Source organism: Pseudomonas sp. M5A4_2d (assembly GCF_053345295.1).
In genome coordinates, this window is record NZ_JBKEZW010000008.1 from 196,456 (window position 1) to 217,760 (window position 21,305).

The window sequence follows — 21,305 nt, forward strand, 5'->3', positions numbered from 1 at the left end:
AAGCCCGCTCCCACATTTTGAATTGCGGCGTTATCGATAAAACAACCGATACCCCACCTGCCCCACCGCCTCATTGATCAACTGCCCGCTGCGCCACACCGACACAAACTCAGGCATCCAGCCGCCCAACGGTCGAGTATTGTCCACGCCCAAAAAGCCCACCGGCCCCGGCACCACAGTGAAACCGGCCTTCTCAAAGCTCCAGACTGCGCGCGGCATATGCCAGGCCTGGGTCACCACCACCACTCGCTTGATGCCTTGCGGCAATAGAATCCCGGCGCTCATCTGCGCGTTTTCCCAGGTGGTACGGCTGCGCTCTTCCTTCCAGCGTACCGTAACGCCGAAATCATCCTGCATCGACACCGCCATAAGCTCGGCCTCACTCGGCGGCGTGCCGTAGTGCAAGCCGCCGCTGGTCAACACCGGCAAGCCGGACGCCTTGGCCAGCCGCGCGGCATAACGCTGGCGTTCAAGCCCGATCCCGGTGGGTTGGTCGGTGCCCCACGCGGGGTCTCCCCGCTCACGCCCGGATCCCAGCACCACAATCGCATCGGCGCGCTGGGCCAGCGTTGCCCACTCTTCACGGGCCAAGGGCGGTTCGGTCTCCAGGGCATGTGCACCCCATTGCACCGCCACCGGCAAGCTGATCAGCCACATCCCGCCCAATCCCACCGCAAAGCAGAAGCCCGCCAGGCGCGGGCGGCTTTTACGAAACCACCAGGCAAACGCCAGCAACAGCAAAAAAATACCGGGCGGCAAGAGCAATTGTTTAATGAAATAACGAAAAGGCATCGGGCATCTCCACAGATGCCCGAAGCCTAGATGCAACGGGGTTTAGCGACAATCTTTACCAGCCTATTTCGAGAAGGCTAACGGGTAACGCTGTGCTTCACTTGCACCGTACGGCCCGGTGTTTTTCGGGGCCGCGACCGGCAGCCACATCTTTCAGCCAGATCACCTTGGCCGAACGCGAGGGCCCTTGAACAGGCGGGGAAGCCTGCTCCTGAGAGGCACGGTGGTGATTCAATTCCAGGTAGACCTTGATCAATTCAAGCTCTGCCTGGCTCAAGCCTCGCAACTCCAGTTCCAGAGGCCGTTCATCACGTAAACGGCCTGCGGTTCTTGCAGCATCCAATGCCCGACCCAAACGGTCGATCAGTCCTTCGTACAACTGCGGTTTCGTTAAAGTTCGCTGCGATTCAACCATCCCTCACCTCATTGAAGATAAGACTCACTCCCCAATAAACAGCGTAGTCTCCATCGCTGCACCTGCCTGGCGCCGCGACAGACGGCCCTGCCTGCGCAATCAGGGTTTCCCTCGATAGAGTGGGGTCATGTATGCTACGGCGCTTCCTGTAACTCCACTTCCCGCAGGGTTTGGGCACGGACGCGCCGCTTTTTGGTGTCGATCAACCTGAACATTGCACCGAAGAGGATTAGGCCACCCCTATTCAGTTCAAAAGTAGCCATGCACGAACAATATCAGCCCCGTGAAATAGAAAATGCCGCCCAAACCTTCTGGGACGAGCAAAAGTCCTTTGAAGTCAGTGAACAGCCAGGCAAGGAGACTTACTACTGCCTATCGATGTTCCCTTACCCCAGCGGCAAGCTACACATGGGGCACGTGCGTAACTACACCATCGGCGACGTCATCTCGCGCTACCAGCGCATGCTCGGCAAGAACGTCCTGCAACCCATGGGTTGGGACGCCTTCGGCATGCCGGCGGAAAACGCCGCGATGAAAAACAACGTGGCGCCCGCCAAGTGGACCTACGAAAACATCGCCTACATGAAGACCCAGCTGCGCAGCCTGGGCCTGGCGGTGGACTGGTCCCGCGAAGTGACCACCTGCAAGCCGGATTACTACCGTTGGGAACAATGGCTGTTCACTCGCCTGTTCCAAAAAGGGGTGATCTACAAAAAGAGCGGCACCGTGAACTGGGACCCGGTCGACCAGACCGTACTGGCCAACGAACAGGTCATCGACGGTCGCGGCTGGCGTTCCGGCGCGCTGATCGAAAAGCGCGAAATCCCGATGTACTACTTCAAGATCACCGCCTATGCGGATGAACTCTTGTCGAGCCTCGACGATCTGCCGGGCTGGCCTGAACAGGTCAAGACCATGCAGCGCAACTGGATCGGCAAATCCAAGGGCATGGAAGTGCAATTCCCGTACAACGTCGATTCGATCGGCGAAGCGGGCGCACTCAAAGTCTTCACCACCCGTCCGGACACCCTGATGGGCGCGACCTATGTCGCCGTGGCCGCCGAACACCCGCTGGCCACCCAGGCCGCACAGAACAACCCTGAGCTGCAGGCGTTCATCGCCGAATGCAAAGGCGGCAGCGTGGCCGAAGCCGACGTCGCCACCCAGGAGAAAAAAGGCCTGCCAACCGGGCTCTTCGTCGAGCACCCACTGACCGGCGAGAAGCTGCCGGTATGGGTCGCCAACTACGTGCTGATGCACTACGGCGATGGCGCGGTAATGGCTGTGCCGGCCCACGACGAGCGCGATTTCGAATTCGCCACCAAGTACAACCTGCCGATCAAGTCGGTCGTGCGCACCAGCTCGGGTGATACCAACCCGGCCCCGTGGCAAGACGCCTACGGCGAGCACGGCGAACTGATCAACTCCGGCGAATTCGACGGCCTGGACTTCGCAGGCGCCTTCGACGCCATCGAAGTCGCACTGATCAAGAAAAACCTCGGTGCTTCGCGCACCCAGTTCCGCCTGCGCGACTGGGGCATCAGCCGCCAGCGCTACTGGGGCTGCCCGATCCCGATCATCCACTGCGAAACCTGCGGTGATGTGCCGGTGCCGGAAGACCAGTTGCCGGTGGTACTGCCGGAAGACGTGGTGCCGGATGGCGCGGGTTCGCCATTGGCGCGCATGCCCGAGTTCTACGAATGCAGCTGCCCGAAATGCGGCGCACCGGCCAAGCGTGAAACCGACACCATGGACACCTTCGTCGAGTCCTCCTGGTACTACGCTCGCTACGCCTCGCCGCACTATGAAGGCGGCCTGGTGGAAAAATCCGCAGCCGACCATTGGTTGCCGGTGGACCAGTACATCGGTGGCATCGAGCACGCCATTCTCCACCTGCTCTACGCGCGCTTCTTCCACAAGCTGATGCGCGACGAAGGCCTGGTGAGCTCCGATGAGCCGTTCAAGAACCTGCTGACCCAGGGCATGGTGATCGCCGATACTTACTATCGCCGCGAAGCCAATGGCGCCTACACCTGGTTCAACCCGGCCGACGTCGAACTCGAGCGTGACAGCAAAGCCAAGGTCATCAGCGCCAAGCTGATCGCCGACGGCCTGCCGGTGGAAATCGGCGGCACCGAGAAGATGGCCAAGTCGAAGAACAACGGCGTCGACCCTCAGTCGATGATCGATCAGTTTGGCGCCGACACCTGCCGCCTGTTCATGATGTTCGCCTCGCCGCCTGACATGAGCGCCGAATGGTCCGACTCCGGCGTCGAGGGTTCGCACCGCTTCCTCAAGCGCGTCTGGCGCCTGGCGCACGCCCATGTCAGCCAGGGCCTTCCGGGCAAGCTGGACGTGGCGTCCTTGAACGATGAACAGAAAGCCATTCGTCGCAGCACGCACCTGGCCATTCGCCAAGCGAGCCAGGACGTCGGGCAGAACCACAAATTCAACACCGCCATCGCCCAGGTGATGACGCTGATGAACGTGCTGGAAAAAGCACCGCAAGCCACCGAAAAGGACCGCGCGCTGGTGCACGAAGGCCTGGAAACGGTCGTACTGCTGCTGGCGCCAATCACGCCGCACATCAGCCACGAACTTTGGAACCGTTTGGGCCACGACGGCGCGGTGATCGACGCCGAATGGCCGGTTCAGGATGACAGCGCCCTGGTACAGGACACGTTGCAACTGGTGATTCAGGTCAACGGTAAACTGCGTGGCCAGATCGACATGCCGGCTAGCGCCAGCCGTGAAGACGTGGAAGCGGCTGCGCGTATCAACGAGAACGTGCTGCGCTTTACCGAAGGCCTGACGATCCGCAAAGTGATCGTAGTGCCTGGCAAACTGGTCAATATCGTCGCCAGCTAATCGGATCGGGCGCAGGGCTTGAGCCCTGCGCCGAACTAAACCTTTAAGGCCTCGATAAGGCCCACATGGTTTCAAGGGGAGCAACAAAATGATCAAACGCAATTTGCTGGTGATGGGCCTCGCTGTGCTGCTGAGCGCTTGCGGCTTTCAGCTGCGTGGCACCGGCACCAACGAACTGAGCATCAAGGAACTGGACGTCAGCGCCCGTAACGCCTATGGCGATACCGTGACGCAACTGCGCCAGACCCTGGAAAGCAGCGGTGTGCGTGTCGCTGCCGGCGCGACCTACAAACTGGTCCTGGTGGACGAGAAAGAAACCCAGCGTAACCTCAGCTACGCCAGTGCCGGCCGTGCGTCGGACATTGAGCTGAACAGCCTGGTGATCTACGAACTGCAAGGCCGCGACCACCTGCCATTGATGGGTGACAAGGTTGAAGTGCAGAAGGTCGTGAGCCACGACGGTAACAACCTGGTGGGTTCGGACTCGGAGATCATCCAGGTTCGCAAGGAAATGCGTCGTGAGCTGGTGCAGCGTCTGATGGTCCGCTTGCAGCAACTGACCCCGGACAAACTCGCAGCCTTGCAGCAAACTGCCGACAACAAGGCCAAGGCTGACGCCGATGCCCTGAAAGCCGCGAAAGAGTATGAAGACAACACGCCGAAACAATCGCCTGTTGAAGTCCCTGTCGAGTAAGCCAGACGGGGCGCCTTTGGCGCCCCGTTCGCCCCGCCTATGAAACTCGCCCCCGCCCAACTCGCCAAACACCTGCAAGGTGGCCTTACGCCTGTCTATATCGTCAGCGGTGATGACCCGCTGTTGTGCCAGGAAGCCGCAGACGCCATTCGCACCGCCGCACGCCAACAAGGCTTCGACGAACGCCAGGTGTTCAGTGCCGATGCCAGTTTCGACTGGGGGACGCTGCTGCAAGCGGGTGCGAGCATGTCGCTGTTCGCCGAAAAACGCCTGTTGGAACTGCGCCTGCCTTCGGGCAAGCCCGGGGACAAGGGTGCGGCGGCCTTGATGGAATACTGCTCGCGCCCCGCTGAAGACACGGTCTTGCTGATCAGCCTGCCCAAGCTGGATGGCAGCGCGCAGAAAACCAAGTGGGGCAAGGCACTGGTAGAAGGCCCGCAAACCCAGTTCATCCAGATCTGGCCAGTGGACAGCAACCAGTTGCCGCAATGGATTCGTCAGCGCCTGTCCCAATCGGGGCTGTCGGCCACACAAGACGCGGTAGAGCTGATTGCCGCCCGGGTCGAAGGCAACTTGCTTGCCGCCGCCCAGGAAATCGAAAAGCTCAAGCTGATGGCTGACGAAGGGCAGATCACGGTCGAAACCGTCCAAGGTGCAGTGGCCGATAGCGCTCGCTTTGACGTGTTCGGGCTGGTGGATGCGATCCTTAACGGCGAACCCGCCCACGCGTTGCGCATGCTTGAAGGGCTGCGTGGCGAAGGCGTGGAGCCACCGGTGATTCTGTGGGCCCTGGCCCGGGAACTGCGGGTACTGGCTAATATTTCCCTGCAATTCAGTCAGGGCACACCGTTGGACAAATGCTTCAGCCAGGCCAAACCTCCTGTGTGGGACAAACGAAAACCGCTGATGAGCAAAGCCCTGCAACGGTACTCGGCGCAACGCTGGGCTCAACTGTTGCTGGAAGCCCAGCGCATCGATGCGCAGATCAAAGGCCAGGCGGCGGGCTCGCCGTGGATGAGCCTGAGTCGTTTGTCACTGTTGATGTCTGGCCAGCGCCTGACATTGCCTGCTGAATAGCTGTTTCACCTGACAGCACAGAACCTATGTGGGAGCGGGCTTGCTCGCGAATACGGTGGTTCAATCAACCTGTATAGTGACTGACACACCCTATTCGCGAGCAAGCCCGCTACCACCTTTTAACGGTGCACACGTTCAGATCTTCTATATTTCCTACACAGCGCCGGGCTTTACAGCGGCGCCACTTCGGCAGATGATTTGCACCGCTTCATCCCATCTCAGCCCACATAAAGAGACCACCGACATGAGCAAAAAGCCATCCAAGCATGGCCCCAACAAGGCCAAATCGATCATCGCCCAGCCACTGTTCCGCAGCCGTCGGGAACGCGCCGGCAAGGGCAAAGGCAGCTACCGCCGCGAAGCCTTCCAGTCTAATAGCTGGGAGGCTTCTTACTTTCTGGCTGCCTGAAGGCAAGCGCCCCTCCGGCATGATAAGGTCTGTACCTGATTTGTAATCCCTGGACCTGTGCATGCCCTCTAGTCTTTCCCGTCGTTGGCACCTTCGCCAATTGATTGCTGCCTCCAGCCTCATTCTGCTTGTCGCCTGCGCGGAAAAACCTACCGCCGCGGACGCTCAACCCCTGCCAAGACTCCAGACCGTGCCGGCCGTTGCGCCTGCTGTGGTTGCGCCCTTGGCTGTGGACAACCTTGATATCCAACCGACCCAGACCTTTGCCGAATGGCAGGCTGGCTTTCGAGTGGAAGCCCTCAAAGCGGGTATCACCGCTGCCGTTTTTGATAACGCCTTCGCTAACGTCACGCCCGATATGGCGGTGATTCGCGCAGACCGCAGCCAACCGGAATTTTCCCGGCCAGTATGGGAATACCTCGACGGTGCCCTGTCGCCAGTGCGCGTGCGTAACGGCCAGGCCTTGCTGATCAAGTACGCCGATATCCTGCAAAGTATCGAGCAACGTTATGGCGTCGACCGCCAGGCGTTGGTGTCGGTGTGGGGTATGGAAAGCAACTTTGGCCAGTTCCAGGGCAATAATTCGGTGATTCGCTCCCTGGCAACCCTGGCTTATGAAGGCCGTCGCCCGGCGTTCGCCCAGGCACAACTGCTGGCGGCGCTGCAAATCATCCAGCATGGCGACATCCAGGCCGACCAGATGAAAGGCTCCTGGGCCGGTGCCATGGGCCAGACCCAGTTCATCCCGACCACCTACAACACCCACGCCGTCGACTTCGATGGCGACGGTCGTCGCGATATCTGGAACAGCCCGGCCGACGCCCTCGCCTCCACCGCGCACTACCTGCAAAGCTCCGGCTGGCAGAAAGGCCAGCCGTGGGGCTTTGAGGTGAAACAACTGCCGGCGAACTTCGATTACGCCCTCGCCGATGGCGGTATACGCAAAAGCGTTGGCGAGTGGATGAAGCTTGGCATCCAACTGCCGCCGGGTGCGAGCATGCCGCCAAACGTCGACTCCTTGTCCGCCGCCCTGCTGCTGCCGGCAGGCTACCGTGGCCCGGCGTTCCTGGTGCTGGATAACTTCCGCGCAATCCTCAAGTACAACAACTCGTCGTCCTACGCGCTGGCCGTGGGCCTGTTGTCAGGGCGGTTTGGTGGCGCGGGTGTGATTCGTGGCGATTGGCCAAAAGATGAACTGCCGCTGAGTCGTTCCCAGCGCATTGATTTGCAGACGGCGCTCAGCGCCAATGGGTATGACGCTGGTAACCCGGACGGCATTATCGGCGCGAATACGCGTAAGGCGATCCGGGCAGCACAGCAGTCGTTGGGTTGGCCGGCGGATGGATATCCGACGGTGAAGCTGTTGGAGTCGTTGCAGAACCGTTAAATCGGCTTACAGCGACTGCCGTCTTCGCGAGCAAGCCCGCTCCCACATTAGACTGCACTCCAACGTATGGACACGGTTGAATGTGGGAGCGGGCTTGCTCGCGAAGACGGCATGACAGGCGAAAATTACTTCAGAACAACATCCTGTTCCAGCCCCACCCGCTGCTCCCACATTAGACTGCACTCCAACGTATGGACACGGTTGAATGTGGGAGCTGGCTTGCCTGCGATAGCGGCCTGACCAGCGACAAAAATCAGCAGTTGGACACGACATCCTGTTCCAACACCACACGCTGCTCCCCGGCATCCAACCGCACCAACGCGCCCATTGGCAACGTCAGGTTCGGATCGCAGTGGCCACTGCGCCAGCCGGACAATACCGGTATGCACAACGGTTCGAAGGTCTGCTTCAGCAGTCGCGAAAGCGCAGCGTTATCCACACCCGAGACATCCCCCACCAACACACCCGCCACCTGGGCCAGCTTGCCCGCCAGGCGCAAATGGGTCAGCAGGCGGTCAATCCGATAAATCGGCTCGTTGACGTCTTCGATAAACAGGATGATGCCTTCAGCGTCGATTTCGTAGGCTGTGCCCATCACCGCCGCGATCATCGACAGGTTCCCCCCGAGCAAACGCCCACACGCGATACCGGGCTCAATCGTCGTCAGCGGATAAGCCACCGGGTGCGCGAGCACACCACCGGCGCGGAGTTGGCCACGTAGCATGCTGAACAAGGACGACTCGGTAGGCTGCTGCTTGTCACCGAGCAGGTCGGCGTTAAGCATCGGCCCATGAAAGGTCAAGAAACCCGCATAACGGTTGATGGCAAGGTGCAGAGCAGTGATATCGCTATAACCCACGAACGGTTTGGGATTGGCGCGAATCAGCTCGAAATCCAGCCGGTCGAGCAAGCGCGGTGTGCCATAGCCGCCACGCAGGCAGAAGATGGCATCGATTTCAGGATCGGAGAAAGCAGCATGCAAGTCACGCAGGCGCACGTCATCACTGCCGGCCAGGTAGCCGTCGCGCTCATACACACCCGAAAATATCCGCAGTTCGTGGCCACGGGCGCGCATCCATTGCCCGGCTTTTTCAACATCCAGTGCGGCAGGACCGGCAGGGGCGATCAGGCCGATCACACCTTCGGCACGTAAAGCAGGCACAGCAGCCGCGAGTTGAGTCTTCATCCATGCTCTCCCTCTATATAACAACGCAGAACGAAATGTGGGAGCGGGACCTTGTGGGAGCTGGCTTGCCTGCGATTGCATCACCTCGATAAACGGATAGATCGAGGTGTCTGTATCGCAGGCAAGCCAGTTCCCACACAAGCCCGCTCCCACATTGGATAAGCGGCGTTACGCAAACCCCTATCAGGAAACCAGGCTTGCCTTGACCAGCTTGGCCTGCTCATCAGCGTGGTACGAGGAACGTACCAGCGGGCCTGACGCCACGTTCTTGAAGCCCATCTTGTAACCTTCCTCGGCAAACCAGGCGAAGATGTCCGGGTGCACGAAACGCTGCACCGGCAAGTGGCTGCGGGACGGCTGCAGGTACTGGCCCAAGGTCAGCATGTCGATGTCGTGTTCGCGCATGCGCTTCATGACTTCGATCACTTCTTCGTCTGTTTCGCCCAGGCCCAGCATCAGGCCGGACTTGGTCGGGATGTGCGGCATCATCTGCTTGAATTTCTGCAGCAGGGTCAGCGACCACTGGTAGTCCGAACCTGGGCGCGCTGCCTTGTAAAGGCGTGGCACGGTTTCCAGGTTGTGGTTGAACACATCCGGTGGCTCGGCCGCGGTGATTTCCAGCGCGACGTCCATGCGACCGCGATAGTCAGGAACCAGGGTTTCGAGCATCACGTTCGGCGACAGCTTGCGGATTTCGCGGATGCAGTCGGCAAAGTGCTGGGCACCGCCATCACGCAGGTCGTCGCGGTCTACCGAGGTGATTACCACGTACTTGAGTTTCAGGTCGGCAATGGCGATGGCCAGGCTTTCCGGCTCGTTGACGTCCAGTGGCTTCGGCCGGCCATGGCCAACGTCGCAGAACGGGCAACGACGGGTGCAGATGTCACCCATGATCATGAAGGTGGCGGTGCCGCCGGAGAAGCACTCACCCAGGTTCGGGCAGGACGCTTCTTCGCACACGCTGTGCAGCTTGTGTTTGCGCAGCAGGGCCTTGATACGGTCGACTTCCGGCGAAACCGGGATGCGCACGCGAATCCAGTCCGGTTTTTTCGGCAGTTCGGTGGTCGGGATGATCTTGACCGGGATGCGTGCAACCTTCTCGGCGCCGCGCAGCTTGACGCCGGCTTCCACCTTGGCACGCGGGGCCGGGGCCGGACGTTCGGTAACATCCAGCGTCGGGATCATGGTTTGCACTGCATCAGTAGTCATAATCAGTCGATTCCGCCCGTGAGGGTCGTCTGCTCAGCATAGTCGAGGTGTTTGACGAGCTGCGCACGCAGCCGGGCACTTACCTCGGCAAATTTAATCGGTGTGGCGTGGTCGCTCAGTTGGGTCATCGCCAACCCGGCGTAACCGCACGGGTTGATCCGCCGAAACGGCGCCAGGTCCATGTCCACATTCAGGGCCAGGCCATGAAAGGAACAACCGTGGCGAATCCGCAAACCGAGTGAGGCGATTTTCGCGCCGTCCACGTACACACCGGGTGCATCGGGCTTGGCCGCAGCGCTCACGCCGTAACTGGCCAACAGCTCGATCAGGCAAGCCTCCATGCGGCTTACAAGGTCACGTACGCCAAACCCAAGCTTGCGCACGTCCAGCAATAGATACGCTACAAGCTGACCCGGCCCATGGTAAGTCACTTGACCGCCTCGGTCGACCTGCACCACCGGGATATCCCCCGGCAGCAGCAGGTGCTCTGGCTTGCCAGCCTGGCCCTGGGTGAACACCGGCGGGTGCTCCACCAGCCAGATCTCATCCGGTGCCGAACTGCCGCGCTCATTGGTGAAGCGCTGCATGGCGTGCCAGACGGGCTCGTAGGCCATCTGGCCGAGCTCGCGAAAGCCCAGGACCTGTGACATCACAGCACCATGTGCACGAAGCCGGTGGCCCGCAGTTCGCTGTTGATGTCGTAGAGCTGGTCTTGACCGGTCGCAACGATGTGCAACTGGATCGTGGTGTATTTACCGTTGGAGCTCAAACGCTCGTCCACCCGGTTGTCGTTGATCGTCGCGTGTTTACGCACAATCTCGAGAATCTTGTCTTTGTTGCCCACACCGGTATCGCTGATCACCTTGACGGGATAGTCCACGTTTGGGAATTCGATCTTTGGCGCCTTTACTTCTTTATCGGTCATGGCGTAACGGCCTCGTAAGCGTAAGCCGTGGCGACGGGCAAAGCCCCGTGTCGGATCAACACGGGGCTTTGCAGGTGCACACTTATCAGTTGAACAAGCTGTAGAAGAATAGACGGATGCTATCCCACACGCGGCGGAAGATACCACCTTCGTCGACGGCGTCCAGCGCGATCAGGTCGGCGCTGTGCACCACCTTGTCGTCCAGTTTCACTTCGACTTTACCGATAACGTCACCCTTGGCGATTGGCGCTACCAATTGCGGGTTCATGGTCATGCTGGCAGCGAGCTTTTTCAGCTGGCCTTTAGGCATGGTCAGGGTCAGGTCTTCAGCCAGGCCGGCTTTGACTTGATGGGTTGCGCCTTTCCATACCGGCGCCTGCGCCAGTTCAGTGCCCTTCTGGTAGAAGGTCTGGGTTTCGAAGAAGCGGAAGCCGTAGGTCAGCAGTTTTTGCGTTTCGGCCGCACGGGCCTGCTCGCTGTTGGTGCCGAATACGACGGCGATCAGGCGCTGGCCATCACGTACGGCGGACGACACCATGCAGTAGCCGGCTTCGTCGGTGTGGCCGGTTTTCAGGCCATCGACGGTCTTGTCGCGCCACAGCAGCAGGTTGCGGTTAGGCTGCTTGATGTTGTTCCAGAAGAATTCCTTCTGGGAGTAGATCGCGTAGTGCACCGGGTCGACACGAATAATCGCGCGAGCCAGCAGCGCCATGTCGTGAGCCGACGAATAGTGCTCCGGGTTCGGCAGACCAGTCGGGTTCATGAAGTGGCTGTTGGTCATGCCCAGGTCGCCAGCGGTTTTGTTCATCATGTCGGCGAACGCATCTTCGCTGCCGGCGATGTGCTCGGACAGGGCCACGCTGGCGTCGTTACCAGACTGGATGATGATGCCGTGCAGCAGGTCGCTCACGGTGACTTGCGAACCCACCTTGATGAACATCCGCGAACCGCCGGTGCGCCAGGCATTTTCGCTGACGGTGACCGGGTCGTTTTCGCCGATCTGCCCGCGACGGATTTCCAGGGTCGCGATGTAAGCCGTCATCAGCTTGGTCAGGCTGGCCGGTGGCAGGCGCTGGTCACCGTTGTTCTCGACCAGCACGTTGCCGCTGGCGGCATCCATGAGAACCCAGGCCTTGGCGGCCAGTTGCGGGGAAGCCGGCACCATTTCAACCGCCCAGGCGGCCGGAGTGATGATCAGCGAAAGAAGCAGGCACGTGCGTTTGGCTAAGGTGGTGATGTTCATCCGTCTCTCGAAATTGCTTATGGAAACTTGCCCTCGCGGGCAAAACTATTCAGACAGCCCGCTGCCAGACTGTCACGTGTTCGGTTGCCCGCTCACCCCTTGCCCCTGGGTTTTTATTGTTCAACGAGCCAACAACCAGGGCCCAGGCCCGCGTACGCGCCTGAGCCATCAATCTTTGTTATTCGGCGGTGACCACGCTGGGTTGCCCCAGGTTGGCCAGGCGCACGCTGTTCTGAACCTGCGCCACTTCGCTTGGCGACCCGATCGGCCCCATGCGCACACGGTGCAAGGTCTGCTGGTTACGCACGATGGAGCTGATGAATACCGGCGCGTTGACCATGCCGCTGAGCTTGGACCTTAACAGTTCTGCCGCATCCGGGTTGGCGAAAGCACCCACTTGCAGGTACTGACCGCCCACGGTAGAAGCCCCCGGCGCCGCGCGAGGCACGACAACGGTGTCCGGTGCGTGCTGCGCCGGAGGTGGCGTCCACTGTTCAATCTTGCCGGCGGATGCGGTCACTTGCGGTTGCGGGGTTTGCGGCTCGTTGAGCATCAACGGTGCCGGTTTGCCACGCTGGGCCCAATACTGCGCCGGGTCGATGCCTTCTACTTTCACCCGCGCAGTGCCGATTTCGGCATAACCGAGTTTCTTGGCCGCGGCGTAGGACAAGTCGATGATCCGGTCCGAATAGAACGGGCCACGGTCGTTGACCCGCAGGATCACCGAGCGGTTGTTGTCCAGGTTGGTGACGCGTACGTAGCTGGGCAGCGGCAACGTCTTGTGGGCCGCGCTCATGCCGTACAGGTCATAGACTTCGCCGTTGGCGGTGTTCTGGCCATGGAACTTGGTGCCGTACCAGGACGCCGTGCCCGACTGGACATAGGTCTTGGAATCCTGCAGCGGAAAGTAGTTCTTGCCCAGCACGGTATAGGGGTTGGCCTTGTACGGGCCGGTGTGCAGGGTTGGCGTGGCATCCGGGATTTTCGAAACGTCGACATCCCACCACGGCGCGCCATCTTTGTGCGCGCGGTTGATGTCCAGCCCAGGCTTGGCACGGACGATCGCGCCGCCCTTTTGCGCTGGCGCGCGGCTGGTGGTGGATGAGCAACTGACGACCAGCAAGGACAACGCGGCGAACGCCACCAGCTTGAGCGGTTTATTGAACGGCGGTACCCGCATTACTTGTTGCCCCGTGCTTGGACCAGCATGTCTGACAGCTGATGCACGGCCATGGCGTACATCACACTGCGGTTATAACGCGTGATTGCGTAAAAATTCTTCAGGCCCATCCAGTATTCCGGGCCGTTTTCGCCTTCAAGGCGGAACGCCGTCACTGGCATATCATCGCGTGGCGCATTCTGACTCGACCAGCCCAGCGCTCGCAACTCCCCAACGGTCTTGACCGGCTCGATTCCCTGGGTCAGGCCCTCATCGGCGCGATCACCGGTGACATCGGCACGAATCACCACGGGCTCGCCAGCCACCCAGCCGTGGCGTTTGAAGTAGCTGGCCACGCTGCCAATGGCGTCGTCGGGGTTGCTCCAGATATTGATGTGGCCGTCGCCGTCGAAATCCACTGCATAAGCGCGAAAGCTGCTCGGCATGAACTGCGGCAAGCCCATCGCGCCGGCGTAGGAGCCTTTGAGGGTCAGCGGGTCGACCTGCTCTTCGCGGGCCAGCAACAGGAATTCGCGCAGCTCCTTGCGGAAGAACTCGGCGCGCGGCGGGTAATCGAAGCCCAGGGTCGACAAGGCGTCGATCACCCGGTAGCTGCCGGTATTGCGCCCGTAAAAGGTTTCAATGCCGATGATCGCGACGATTACCTGAGCCGGCACGCCGTACTCCTGCTCGGCACGGGCCAACACGGCTTCGTGCTGGCGCCAGAAATCCACACCGCGGGCCACACGGGCGTCGGTGAGGAACATCGGGCGATAGTCTTTCCACTGTTTTACGCGCTCGGCGGGACGCGAGATCGCGTCGAGGATCGCCTGCTTGCGCTGGGCTTCACGGAATATGCCCATCAACTGCTCACCGGCGAAACCGTAGTCGCGGGTCATTTCACCGACGAATTCGGCGACCTGGGGTGAGCCATCGTAGTCACCGGCCTGCACCTCTTGCGTCGCGCCCAGCAGCCCAATCAGGCCCATCCAGGACGCGTGCCGAGTCGCCCAGCCGCGCATTACTTGCATTGACATCTTCACCTTATTCAAACCTGCGCGATCCACTTGCGATGCGTATGAATCGACATCAAAACCCCAAACGCTGACAGCAATGTCACCAGCGAAGTTCCGCCGTAGCTAATGAACGGCAACGGCACCCCAACCACCGGCAACAGGCCACTGACCATACCGATGTTGACGAAAACGTAAACAAAAAAAGTCATGGTCAGGCTGCCGGCAAGCAATTTGCCGAACAGCGTCTGCGCTTGCGCGGTAATCACCAACCCGCGACCAATCAACAGCAAATAAATCAGCAACAGCGCGCAAATGCCCACCAGGCCGAACTCTTCGCCCATTACCGCAATGATGAAGTCCGTGTGGCTCTCGGGCAAAAAGTCGAGGTGCGACTGAGTGCCCAGTAACCAGCCCTTACCAAATACACCGCCAGAGCCGATGGCGGCTTTGGACTGGATGATGTTCCAGCCGGTGCCCAACGGGTCGCTCTCCGGGTCGAGGAACGTCAAGATCCGCTGCTTCTGGTAGTCGTGCATAAAGAAGAACCACATGGCCACGGCCACCGGGATCGCCGCAGCCAGCACGCTGAGGATCCAGCGCCAGCGCAAACCGCCCATAAACAGCACGAACGCACCGCCCGCGAGGATCAGCAGGGAGGTGCCGAGGTCCGGCTGGCGCACGATCAGAATGAATGGCACGCCGATCAATATCAGGCTGATCCCCACGTGCTTGAGCTGTGGCGGCAAGGTGCGCTTGGACAGGTACCAGGCGATCGTCGCTGGCATCAGGATCTTCATGAATTCCGACGGCTGGAAGCGAATCACCCCCGGAATGTTGATCCAGCGCGTCGCCCCCATGGCGTTGTGGCCCATCACGTCCACCACCACCAACAGCAATACGCCGGCGACATAACCGAGTGGCACCCAGCGCGCCATGAAACGCGGCTCCAACTGGGCAATCACCACCATCGACAACAGACCCAGGCCGAACGACGAGGCCTGCTTGATCAACAGGTCCCAGTTCTTGCCGCTGGCCGAATAAAGAACGAACAGGCTGCCGGCTGCAAGCGTCAGCAGCAGGATCAGCAACGGGCCATCAATGTGCATGCGCTGCAACAACGTCGCACGGCGACGCATCACATCTTCGCTGGAGAGGATGCGGTCAAAATTACTCTTCACGGGCCGTAACCTCGGTGCTTGAAGGGGGGCCGCCATATTCGGGTTTGAGCTTGCCGTCGTCGGCCAACAGCCAGGCGTCCATCACTTGGCGCACCACGGGCGCTGCGACGCCGGAGCCGGACTCGCCGTTTTCAACCATCACCGCCACCACGATTTTCGGGTCGTCGGCCGGAGCGAAGCCGACAAACAAGGCGTGGTCACGGTGGCGCTCTTGAACCTTGGAACGGTCATATTTCTCGCCCTGCTTGATCGCGACCACCTGGGCGGTACCGCTCTTGCCGGCAATGCGATACTGCGCACCGACCGCCGCCTTGCGCGCGGTACCACGGGCGCCGTGCATCACCTGCTGCATGCCGTGGTTGACCTTGGTCCAGTCGGACGGGTCGCGCAGCACAATGTCGGGAATCGGGTTTTCATCCAAAGGCTTCTCGCCCTCGATGGTCTTGGCCAGGTGCGGGCGGTTCCAGATGCCTTTGTTGGCCACCAGCGCCGTGGCCTGGGCCAGTTGCAGCGGCGTCGCCTGCATGTAGCCCTGGCCGATCCCGAGAATCAGGGTTTCACCCGGGAACCACGCCTGGCGACGGGTCGCGCGCTTCCACTCCCGCGACGGCATCAGTCCGGGAGACTCTTCGAACATGTCCAGGGAGACTTTCTGACCAAGGCCGAACTTGCCCATATAGGCAGATAGCCGGTCGATCCCCAGCTTGTGGGCCAGGTCATAAAAATAAGTGTCGTTGGAGCGCATGATCGCGGTATCCAGGTCGACATAGCCGTCACCGGTGCGGTTCCAGTTACGGTATTTGTGATCGTAGTTGGGCAGCATGTAGTAGCCCGGGTCGAACACACGGCTCGATGCGGTCACGACGCCCGAATCCAGGCCGGCAATCGCCACCGCCGGCTTGATGGTCGAGCCTGGCGGATACAGCCCGCGCAGCACGCGGTTGAACAGCGGCCGGTCAACCGAATCACGCAGCTCGGCGTAGGCCTTGAAGCTGATCCCGGTCACAAACAGGTTAGGGTCGAAACTCGGTTGGCTGACCATCGCCAGCACTTCGCCGGTCTTGGGGTCCAGTGCCACCACGGCGCCACGCCGACCGCCGAGCGCCATCTCGGCCGCTTCCTGCAGCTTGATGTCCAGGCTCAGCACAATGTCCTTGCCCGGCACCGGGTCGGTGCGCTTGAGCACCCGCAGCACACGGCCTCGGGCGTTGGTCTCGACTTCCTCGTAACCCACCTGGCCGTGCAGCTCGGGCTCGTAGAAACGCTCGATGCCGGTTTTGCCGATGTGGTGGGTGCCGCTGTAATTCACCGGATCGAGGCTTTTCAGCTCTTTCTCGTTGATTCGGCCCATGTAGCCGACCGAATGCGCAAAATGCGCCCCTTGCGGGTAGTGCCGCACCAACTGCGCCACGACTTCCACACCGGGCAGGCGGAACTGGTTCACCGCGATCCGCGCGATCTGCTCTTCAGTCAGTTCAAACAGGATCGGCACCGGCTCGAAGGGCCGGCGCCCCTGCTTCATGCGTTTTTCGAAGATCACCCGGTCTTCCGGCGTCAGTTGCAGCACTTCGACGATGACATCGAGGATCTGCTGCCAGTCGCCGGAACGCTCACGGGTCATGCTCAGGCTGAAGCTGGGCCGGTTATCCGCGACCACCACGCCATTACGATCGAAAATCAGCCCACGGGTCGGCGGAATCGGCTGCACATGCACCCGATTGTTCTCCGACAGCGTGGAGTGATAGTCGTACTGGATCACCTGCAGGAAATACAGGCGCGCAATCAGCACCGCAATCAGACCCACCACCAAAAACGCGCCGAAAACGACCCGCGAGCGCACCAGACGTGCGTCTTTCTCGTGGTCCTTGATGCGGATCGGCTGGGTCATCGGGAGGGGCGCAGATTATTTGTGGTAAGGGTGCCCGGACAGAACTGTCCAGGCGCGATACAGCTGTTCACCGATCAGAATCCTTACCAACGGGTGCGGCAACGTGAGTGCCGACAGCGACCATCGCTGGTCCGCCCGCGCACACACTTCCGGCGCCAGCCCTTCGGGGCCGCCGACCATGAAGTTGACGGTGCGCGAATCCAGGCGCCAGCGGTCCAGTTCCACCGCCAACTGCTCGGTGCTCCAGGGCTTGCCGTGCACCTCAAGGGTGACGATACGCTCGTTGGGGCCGACCTTGGCCAACATGGCTTCGCCTTCCTGACGGATAAAGCGCGCCACGTCGGCATTCTTGCCCCGGGTGTTGAGCGGTATTTCCACCAGCTCCAGCGACAGCTCAGCGGGCAGACGCTTGGCATACTCGTGCCAGCCTTCTTCCACCCACTTGGGCATGCGTGAACCGACAGCGATCAGACGCAGGCGCACAGCCGTTCCTTATTCCTGGTCTTTGTTGAGCTTGTCGAAGTGCGCGTGGCCCACTTCCGGGCTGTGGTGCTTGCCATCTGCCGCACGGCTCTGCTCGGCGCCTTTCCACAGACGCTCCAGGTCGTAGAACTGACGGGCGTTGGAGGTCATCATGTGAACGATCACGTCGTCCATGTCCAGCAGCACCCAGTCGCTGTCGCCCTTGCCTTCTTCACCCAGCGGCTTCACGCCTTGGGCTTTGACGGCTTCGCGAACCTTGTCCAGCATCGCGCCGATCTGGCGGTTGGAGGTACCGGTGGCGATGATCATGAAGTCGGTGATGCTCTGCTTGTCGCGTACGTCCAGAACCTGGATGTCCTGGGCCTTAACGTCTTCCAGGGCAGCTACGGCGACTTTTACCAGCTCTTCGCCAGCCAGCTCAGGGCCGGTGTGCGCTTCAACTGGCAGCGGGGCGCTTTTGAAAGTGCCTTTACGCTTAACTTTGCTTACGTCTTTGTTCGTCATATAAAACTCGTTTTGCTCGTATGTTCGGGCGCTCGCTGCACGATTGTTCGTGCGTTCAAGCGCGCCTTTTCAGTTCGACGCACGGTAAAGCCCGTGCGCATCGATGTAGGCCAGGACCGCGTCAGGCACCAGGAAACGTACCGACTTCCCGCTGGCCAGCAGTTGACGGATCTGGGTGGCAGACACCGCAAGCGGGGTCTGCCAGACGAATGCAATATTCCCGTTCGGCCCGGTCAGGGCCAAGGGGTCACTTACCGACCGCGCGGCCAGCAGGTTGCGCAAGGCATCCGGCGGTTCGCTGTCGGCATCCGGGCGTTGCAAAACCAGGATGTGGCAATGCTGGAGGAGTTCCTCCCAGCGATGCCAAGAGGGCAGGCCGCAAAATGCGTCCCAGCCCAAAAGCAGAAACAACTGGTCATCTGCGGCCAGTTCGGCACGCATCAGCTCCAGGGTATCGACAGTGTAGGACGGTTTATCGCGCTTGAGCTCACGGTCGTCCACCACCAGCGGCGGTATGCCGTCTACGGCAAGGCGCACCATTTCCAGGCGCTGCTGCGCTGACACCTGCGGCGTATCGCGATGCGGCGGCCGGGCATTGGGTGCCAGGCGCAACTCATCCAGCGCGAGGGCATCCGCGACTTCCAGGGCACTGCGCAAATGGCCGATGTGCACGGGGTCGAAAGTACCGCCGAGCAGCCCGATGCGTTTAGCCATCAAGTGCGCACATGACCGTCGCCGAACACCACGTACTTCTCGCTGGTCAGGCCTTCCAGGCCAACCGGGCCGCGTGCGTGGAGCTTATCGGTGGAGATGCCGATCTCCGCCCCCAGGCCATACTCGAAGCCGTCGGCAAAACGCGTCGAGGCGTTGACCATCACCGAAGCGGAATCCACTTCGTTGAGGAAACGCCGGGCATCGCTGAAATGCTCGGAAACAATGGCGTCGGTGTGCTTGGAGCCGTACTTGTTGATGTGTTCGATGGCCTGGTCCAGGTCATCGACGATGCGGATCGACAGGATCGGCGCCGTGTACTCGGTGTACCAGTCTTGTTCAGTCGCCTCGATCACGTCCGCGCCCAGCAGCGCACGGGTACGCTCGCAACCACGCAATTCCACACCCTTGTCCCGGTAGATGGCAGCCAGCGGCGGCAGCACGCGATCGGCAATGCCGACGTGCACCAGCAGGGTTTCCATGGTGTTGCACGGGGCATAGCGGTGGGTCTTGGCGTTGTCGGCGATGCGGATCGCCTTGTCGATATCGGCGGCGACGTCGATGAACACGTGGCACACGCCGTCCAGGTGCTTGATCACCGGCACTTTGGCATCACGGCTGACGCGCTCAATCAGGCCCTTGCCACCGCGCGGCACGATCACATCGACAAATTCCGGCATGGTAATCAGCGCGCCTACGGCGGCGCGGTCGGTGGTTTCCACCACTTGCACCACTTCGGCAGGCAACTCGGCCACCGCCAGGCCCTGCTGAATGCAGGCGGCAATGGCGCGGTTGGAATTGATCGCCTCGGAACCGCCACGCAGGATGGTCGCGTTGCCCGACTTGAGGCACAGGCTCGCAGCGTCGATGGTCACGTTCGGGCGCGACTCATAAATGATGCCGATGACGCCCAGGGGCACACGCATCTTGCCGACCTGAATGCCGGACGGCAGGTAGCGCATATCGCGGATTTCACCGATGGGGTCAGGCAGCTTGGCCACCTGACGCAGGCCTTCGATCATGTCGTCGATACGCGCGGGCGTCAGCGCCAGGCGGTCCAGCAGGGCTGGCTCGAGGCCATTGGCGCGGCCGTTGGCCAGGTCCCGTTCGTTGGCGACAGCCAGCTCGGAGCGCGAAGCATCCAGAGCATCGGCGGCAGCCAACAGGGCGCGGTTCTTCTGCGCAGTGCTCGCACGGGCGATCAACCGCGAGGCCTGCCGGGCAGCGCGACCCAGGCGGGTCATGTAGTCAAGAACGGACTCAGTCATGGTCAGGGAGTCTTGGCAAAGAGGAAAGCGGCAGATTATAGCTGTGACGCCGCCCGACTGACAGCGGTGTGGGGCGGATGGTCGAAATGAACTGTAAAAACCTGGGGTTCAGCCGTAATTAAGGCGGGAGTTGTTATTATTCCGTCACATTTAGCCGTATTAACCCCAGACAGCCATGCCCAGTTTTGCTCCGCAGCCCCCCGCCAGCGCCCTGCCCGACAGCTTCTTCGACCGTGACGCGCAAGTTCTTGCGCGAGAACTACTCGGAAAAGTCATACGCCATCGCGTCGGCGATTTGTGGCTTTCCGCGCGAATTATTGAAACCGAAGCCTATTACGTGGCCGAAAAAGGCAGCCATGCGTCGCTTGGCTACACAGAAAAGCGTAAGGCTTTGTTTCTGGATGGGGGGCACATCTACATGTACTACGCCCGTGGTGGTGATTCGCTGAACTTCAGCGCCCAGGGCCCCGGCAATGCCGTGCTGATCAAATCGGCCTATCCCTGGGTCGATGACGTGTCTGGCCCGGCCAGCTTGGCGCAGATGCTATTGAACAACCCGGACACCAGCGGCCACCCTCGCCCATCGCAGAAACTCTGCGCCGGCCAGACCCTGTTGTGCAAAGCCCTGGGCCTGAAAGTGCCGATGTGGGATGCCAAGCGCTTTGACCCCGCGTTGCTTTATGTCGAAGACGTGGGCCAGGCCCCGACGCACATTATCCAGACCACTCGCCTGGGCATTCCCAGCGGCCGTGATGAACACCTGATGTACCGTTTCGTCGATGCTGGCTACGCGCCCTATTGCACTCGGAACCCGCTGCGCCGGGGCCAGGTCGAAGGCCGTGATTATTTTTTGATTTGAATTGAACATTGAGACCGGCCGCGCAACGGATCGA

General features: G+C 60.8%; 21 protein-coding genes. 6 read left to right on the top strand and 15 right to left on the bottom strand.

The genetic code is table 11. The features are described from left to right. Nucleotides 1-30: 30 nt before the first annotated feature. Nucleotides 31-792, bottom strand: a complete 762-nt coding sequence (locus tag ACLBW8_RS19765; protein ID WP_447806131.1) for a YdcF family protein — start codon at nt 790-792, stop codon at nt 31-33. Nucleotides 793-889: 97 nt separating this feature from the next. Then, complete coding sequence (locus ACLBW8_RS19770) at nt 890-1,207, bottom strand: hypothetical protein (protein ID WP_064454271.1); 318 nt, start codon at nt 1,205-1,207, stop codon at nt 890-892. A 261-nt stretch (nt 1,208-1,468) separates the two neighbouring features. Between ACLBW8_RS19770 and leuS the strand changes: the two genes are divergently transcribed. The 5 genes from leuS to ACLBW8_RS19795 all read left to right on the top strand — a co-directional run bounded on the left by leuS (nt 1,469) and on the right by ACLBW8_RS19795 (nt 7,642). Then, nucleotides 1,469-4,075, top strand: a complete 2,607-nt coding sequence (gene leuS, locus ACLBW8_RS19775; RefSeq protein ID WP_447806132.1) for a leucine--tRNA ligase — start codon at nt 1,469-1,471, stop codon at nt 4,073-4,075. Between the two features lie 88 nt (nt 4,076-4,163). Next, nucleotides 4,164-4,769, top strand: a complete 606-nt coding sequence (locus tag ACLBW8_RS19780; protein WP_064454273.1) for an LPS-assembly lipoprotein LptE — start codon at nt 4,164-4,166, stop codon at nt 4,767-4,769. Nucleotides 4,770-4,808: 39 nt separating this feature from the next. Further along, nucleotides 4,809-5,846: a DNA polymerase III subunit delta gene (holA, locus tag ACLBW8_RS19785; protein ID WP_447806133.1), complete on the top strand. Its 1,038-nt coding sequence runs from the start codon at nt 4,809-4,811 to the stop codon at nt 5,844-5,846. A 244-nt stretch (nt 5,847-6,090) separates the two neighbouring features. Further along, nucleotides 6,091-6,255, top strand: a complete 165-nt coding sequence (arfA, locus tag ACLBW8_RS19790) for an alternative ribosome rescue factor ArfA (RefSeq protein WP_447806134.1) — start codon at nt 6,091-6,093, stop codon at nt 6,253-6,255. Between the two features lie 61 nt (nt 6,256-6,316). Beyond that, on the top strand, nt 6,317-7,642 hold the full coding sequence (locus ACLBW8_RS19795) for a lytic murein transglycosylase (RefSeq protein WP_447806135.1): 1,326 nt from the start codon (nt 6,317-6,319) through the stop codon (nt 7,640-7,642). Nucleotides 7,643-7,895: 253 nt separating this feature from the next. Here ACLBW8_RS19795 and ACLBW8_RS19800 read toward each other — a convergent pair whose 3' ends face one another. The 13 genes from ACLBW8_RS19800 to ACLBW8_RS19860 all read right to left on the bottom strand — a co-directional run bounded on the left by ACLBW8_RS19800 (nt 7,896) and on the right by ACLBW8_RS19860 (nt 20,412). After that, nucleotides 7,896-8,828 carry a S66 peptidase family protein gene (locus ACLBW8_RS19800; protein ID WP_447806136.1) on the bottom strand — a complete coding sequence of 311 codons (933 nt, stop codon included), beginning with the start codon at nt 8,826-8,828 and terminating at the stop codon, nt 7,896-7,898. Nucleotides 8,829-9,011: 183 nt separating this feature from the next. After that, nucleotides 9,012-10,013: a lipoyl synthase gene (lipA, locus tag ACLBW8_RS19805; RefSeq protein WP_167353740.1), complete on the bottom strand. Its 1,002-nt coding sequence runs from the start codon at nt 10,011-10,013 to the stop codon at nt 9,012-9,014. Between the two features lie 26 nt (nt 10,014-10,039). Then, nucleotides 10,040-10,687 (bottom strand): lipoyl(octanoyl) transferase LipB, encoded by a 648-nt coding sequence (gene lipB, locus ACLBW8_RS19810; protein ID WP_447806137.1) that lies wholly within the window; start codon nt 10,685-10,687, stop codon nt 10,040-10,042. Next, entirely contained in the window at nt 10,687-10,962 is a 276-nt protein-coding gene (locus ACLBW8_RS19815; protein ID WP_064454279.1) for a DUF493 domain-containing protein, read from the bottom strand. Before ACLBW8_RS19815 ends, lipB begins: the two co-directional genes overlap by 1 nt. An 85-nt stretch (nt 10,963-11,047) precedes the next feature. Beyond that, nucleotides 11,048-12,205: a D-alanyl-D-alanine carboxypeptidase family protein gene (locus tag ACLBW8_RS19820; protein WP_064454280.1), complete on the bottom strand. Its 1,158-nt coding sequence runs from the start codon at nt 12,203-12,205 to the stop codon at nt 11,048-11,050. 178 nt (nt 12,206-12,383) lie between these two features. Then, nucleotides 12,384-13,385 carry a septal ring lytic transglycosylase RlpA family protein gene (locus tag ACLBW8_RS19825; RefSeq protein WP_221295713.1) on the bottom strand — a complete coding sequence of 334 codons (1,002 nt, stop codon included), beginning with the start codon at nt 13,383-13,385 and terminating at the stop codon, nt 12,384-12,386. Further along, entirely contained in the window at nt 13,385-14,395 is a 1,011-nt protein-coding gene (mltB, locus tag ACLBW8_RS19830) for a lytic murein transglycosylase B (protein WP_064454282.1), read from the bottom strand. The genes ACLBW8_RS19825 and mltB overlap by 1 nt, the downstream gene beginning before the upstream one ends. Nucleotides 14,396-14,412: 17 nt before the next feature. After that, nucleotides 14,413-15,516 (bottom strand): rod shape-determining protein RodA, encoded by a 1,104-nt coding sequence (rodA, locus tag ACLBW8_RS19835; RefSeq protein WP_057703348.1) that lies wholly within the window; start codon nt 15,514-15,516, stop codon nt 14,413-14,415. Between the two features lie 31 nt (nt 15,517-15,547). Then, a complete protein-coding gene (gene mrdA, locus ACLBW8_RS19840) occupies nt 15,548-17,446 on the bottom strand; it encodes a penicillin-binding protein 2 (RefSeq protein WP_064454283.1) in 1,899 nt (632 codons plus the stop codon). A gap of 15 nt (nt 17,447-17,461) precedes the next feature. After that, nucleotides 17,462-17,929, bottom strand: a complete 468-nt coding sequence (gene rlmH / locus ACLBW8_RS19845) for a 23S rRNA (pseudouridine(1915)-N(3))-methyltransferase RlmH (RefSeq protein ID WP_003176297.1) — start codon at nt 17,927-17,929, stop codon at nt 17,462-17,464. 9 nt (nt 17,930-17,938) lie between these two features. After that, a complete protein-coding gene (rsfS, locus tag ACLBW8_RS19850; RefSeq protein WP_003215432.1) occupies nt 17,939-18,433 on the bottom strand; it encodes a ribosome silencing factor in 495 nt (164 codons plus the stop codon). A 69-nt stretch (nt 18,434-18,502) separates the two neighbouring features. After that, a complete protein-coding gene (gene nadD, locus ACLBW8_RS19855) occupies nt 18,503-19,147 on the bottom strand; it encodes a nicotinate-nucleotide adenylyltransferase (protein ID WP_048724668.1) in 645 nt (214 codons plus the stop codon). Beyond that, nucleotides 19,147-20,412, bottom strand: a complete 1,266-nt coding sequence (locus ACLBW8_RS19860; RefSeq protein ID WP_128587784.1) for a glutamate-5-semialdehyde dehydrogenase — start codon at nt 20,410-20,412, stop codon at nt 19,147-19,149. The genes nadD and ACLBW8_RS19860 overlap by 1 nt, the downstream gene beginning before the upstream one ends. A 175-nt stretch (nt 20,413-20,587) precedes the next feature. On the opposite strand from ACLBW8_RS19860, the gene ACLBW8_RS19865 reads away from it, so the two are divergent. Next, a complete protein-coding gene (locus tag ACLBW8_RS19865; protein WP_447806138.1) occupies nt 20,588-21,271 on the top strand; it encodes a DNA-3-methyladenine glycosylase in 684 nt (227 codons plus the stop codon). Nucleotides 21,272-21,305: the final 34 nt, after the last annotated feature.

What these genes read in the sequence shown, in the direction of transcription:
- ACLBW8_RS19770 (WP_064454271.1), bottom strand. Translation starts at nt 1,207, where the DNA reads ATGGTTGAATCGCAGCGAACTTTAACGAAACCGCAGTTGTACGAAGGA.
- ACLBW8_RS19860 (WP_128587784.1), bottom strand. Translation starts at nt 20,412, where the DNA reads ATGACTGAGTCCGTTCTTGACTACATGACCCGCCTGGGTCGCGCTGCC.
- lipB (WP_447806137.1), bottom strand. Translation starts at nt 10,687, where the DNA reads ATGTCACAGGTCCTGGGCTTTCGCGAGCTCGGCCAGATGGCCTACGAG.
- ACLBW8_RS19780 (WP_064454273.1), top strand. Translation starts at nt 4,164, where the DNA reads ATGATCAAACGCAATTTGCTGGTGATGGGCCTCGCTGTGCTGCTGAGC.
- mrdA (WP_064454283.1), bottom strand. Translation starts at nt 17,446, where the DNA reads ATGACCCAGCCGATCCGCATCAAGGACCACGAGAAAGACGCACGTCTG.
- leuS (WP_447806132.1), top strand. Translation starts at nt 1,469, where the DNA reads ATGCACGAACAATATCAGCCCCGTGAAATAGAAAATGCCGCCCAAACC.
- arfA (WP_447806134.1), top strand. Translation starts at nt 6,091, where the DNA reads ATGAGCAAAAAGCCATCCAAGCATGGCCCCAACAAGGCCAAATCGATC.
- mltB (WP_064454282.1), bottom strand. Translation starts at nt 14,395, where the DNA reads ATGCAAGTAATGCGCGGCTGGGCGACTCGGCACGCGTCCTGGATGGGC.
- rodA (WP_057703348.1), bottom strand. Translation starts at nt 15,516, where the DNA reads ATGCGTCGCCGTGCGACGTTGTTGCAGCGCATGCACATTGATGGCCCG.
- ACLBW8_RS19800 (WP_447806136.1), bottom strand. Translation starts at nt 8,828, where the DNA reads ATGAAGACTCAACTCGCGGCTGCTGTGCCTGCTTTACGTGCCGAAGGT.
- rsfS (WP_003215432.1), bottom strand. Translation starts at nt 18,433, where the DNA reads ATGACGAACAAAGACGTAAGCAAAGTTAAGCGTAAAGGCACTTTCAAA.
- ACLBW8_RS19815 (WP_064454279.1), bottom strand. Translation starts at nt 10,962, where the DNA reads ATGACCGATAAAGAAGTAAAGGCGCCAAAGATCGAATTCCCAAACGTG.
- ACLBW8_RS19825 (WP_221295713.1), bottom strand. Translation starts at nt 13,385, where the DNA reads ATGCGGGTACCGCCGTTCAATAAACCGCTCAAGCTGGTGGCGTTCGCC.
- ACLBW8_RS19795 (WP_447806135.1), top strand. Translation starts at nt 6,317, where the DNA reads ATGCCCTCTAGTCTTTCCCGTCGTTGGCACCTTCGCCAATTGATTGCT.
- nadD (WP_048724668.1), bottom strand. Translation starts at nt 19,147, where the DNA reads ATGGCTAAACGCATCGGGCTGCTCGGCGGTACTTTCGACCCCGTGCAC.
- lipA (WP_167353740.1), bottom strand. Translation starts at nt 10,013, where the DNA reads ATGATCCCGACGCTGGATGTTACCGAACGTCCGGCCCCGGCCCCGCGT.
- ACLBW8_RS19820 (WP_064454280.1), bottom strand. Translation starts at nt 12,205, where the DNA reads ATGAACATCACCACCTTAGCCAAACGCACGTGCCTGCTTCTTTCGCTG.
- holA (WP_447806133.1), top strand. Translation starts at nt 4,809, where the DNA reads ATGAAACTCGCCCCCGCCCAACTCGCCAAACACCTGCAAGGTGGCCTT.
- ACLBW8_RS19865 (WP_447806138.1), top strand. Translation starts at nt 20,588, where the DNA reads ATGCCCAGTTTTGCTCCGCAGCCCCCCGCCAGCGCCCTGCCCGACAGC.
- ACLBW8_RS19765 (WP_447806131.1), bottom strand. Translation starts at nt 792, where the DNA reads ATGCCTTTTCGTTATTTCATTAAACAATTGCTCTTGCCGCCCGGTATT.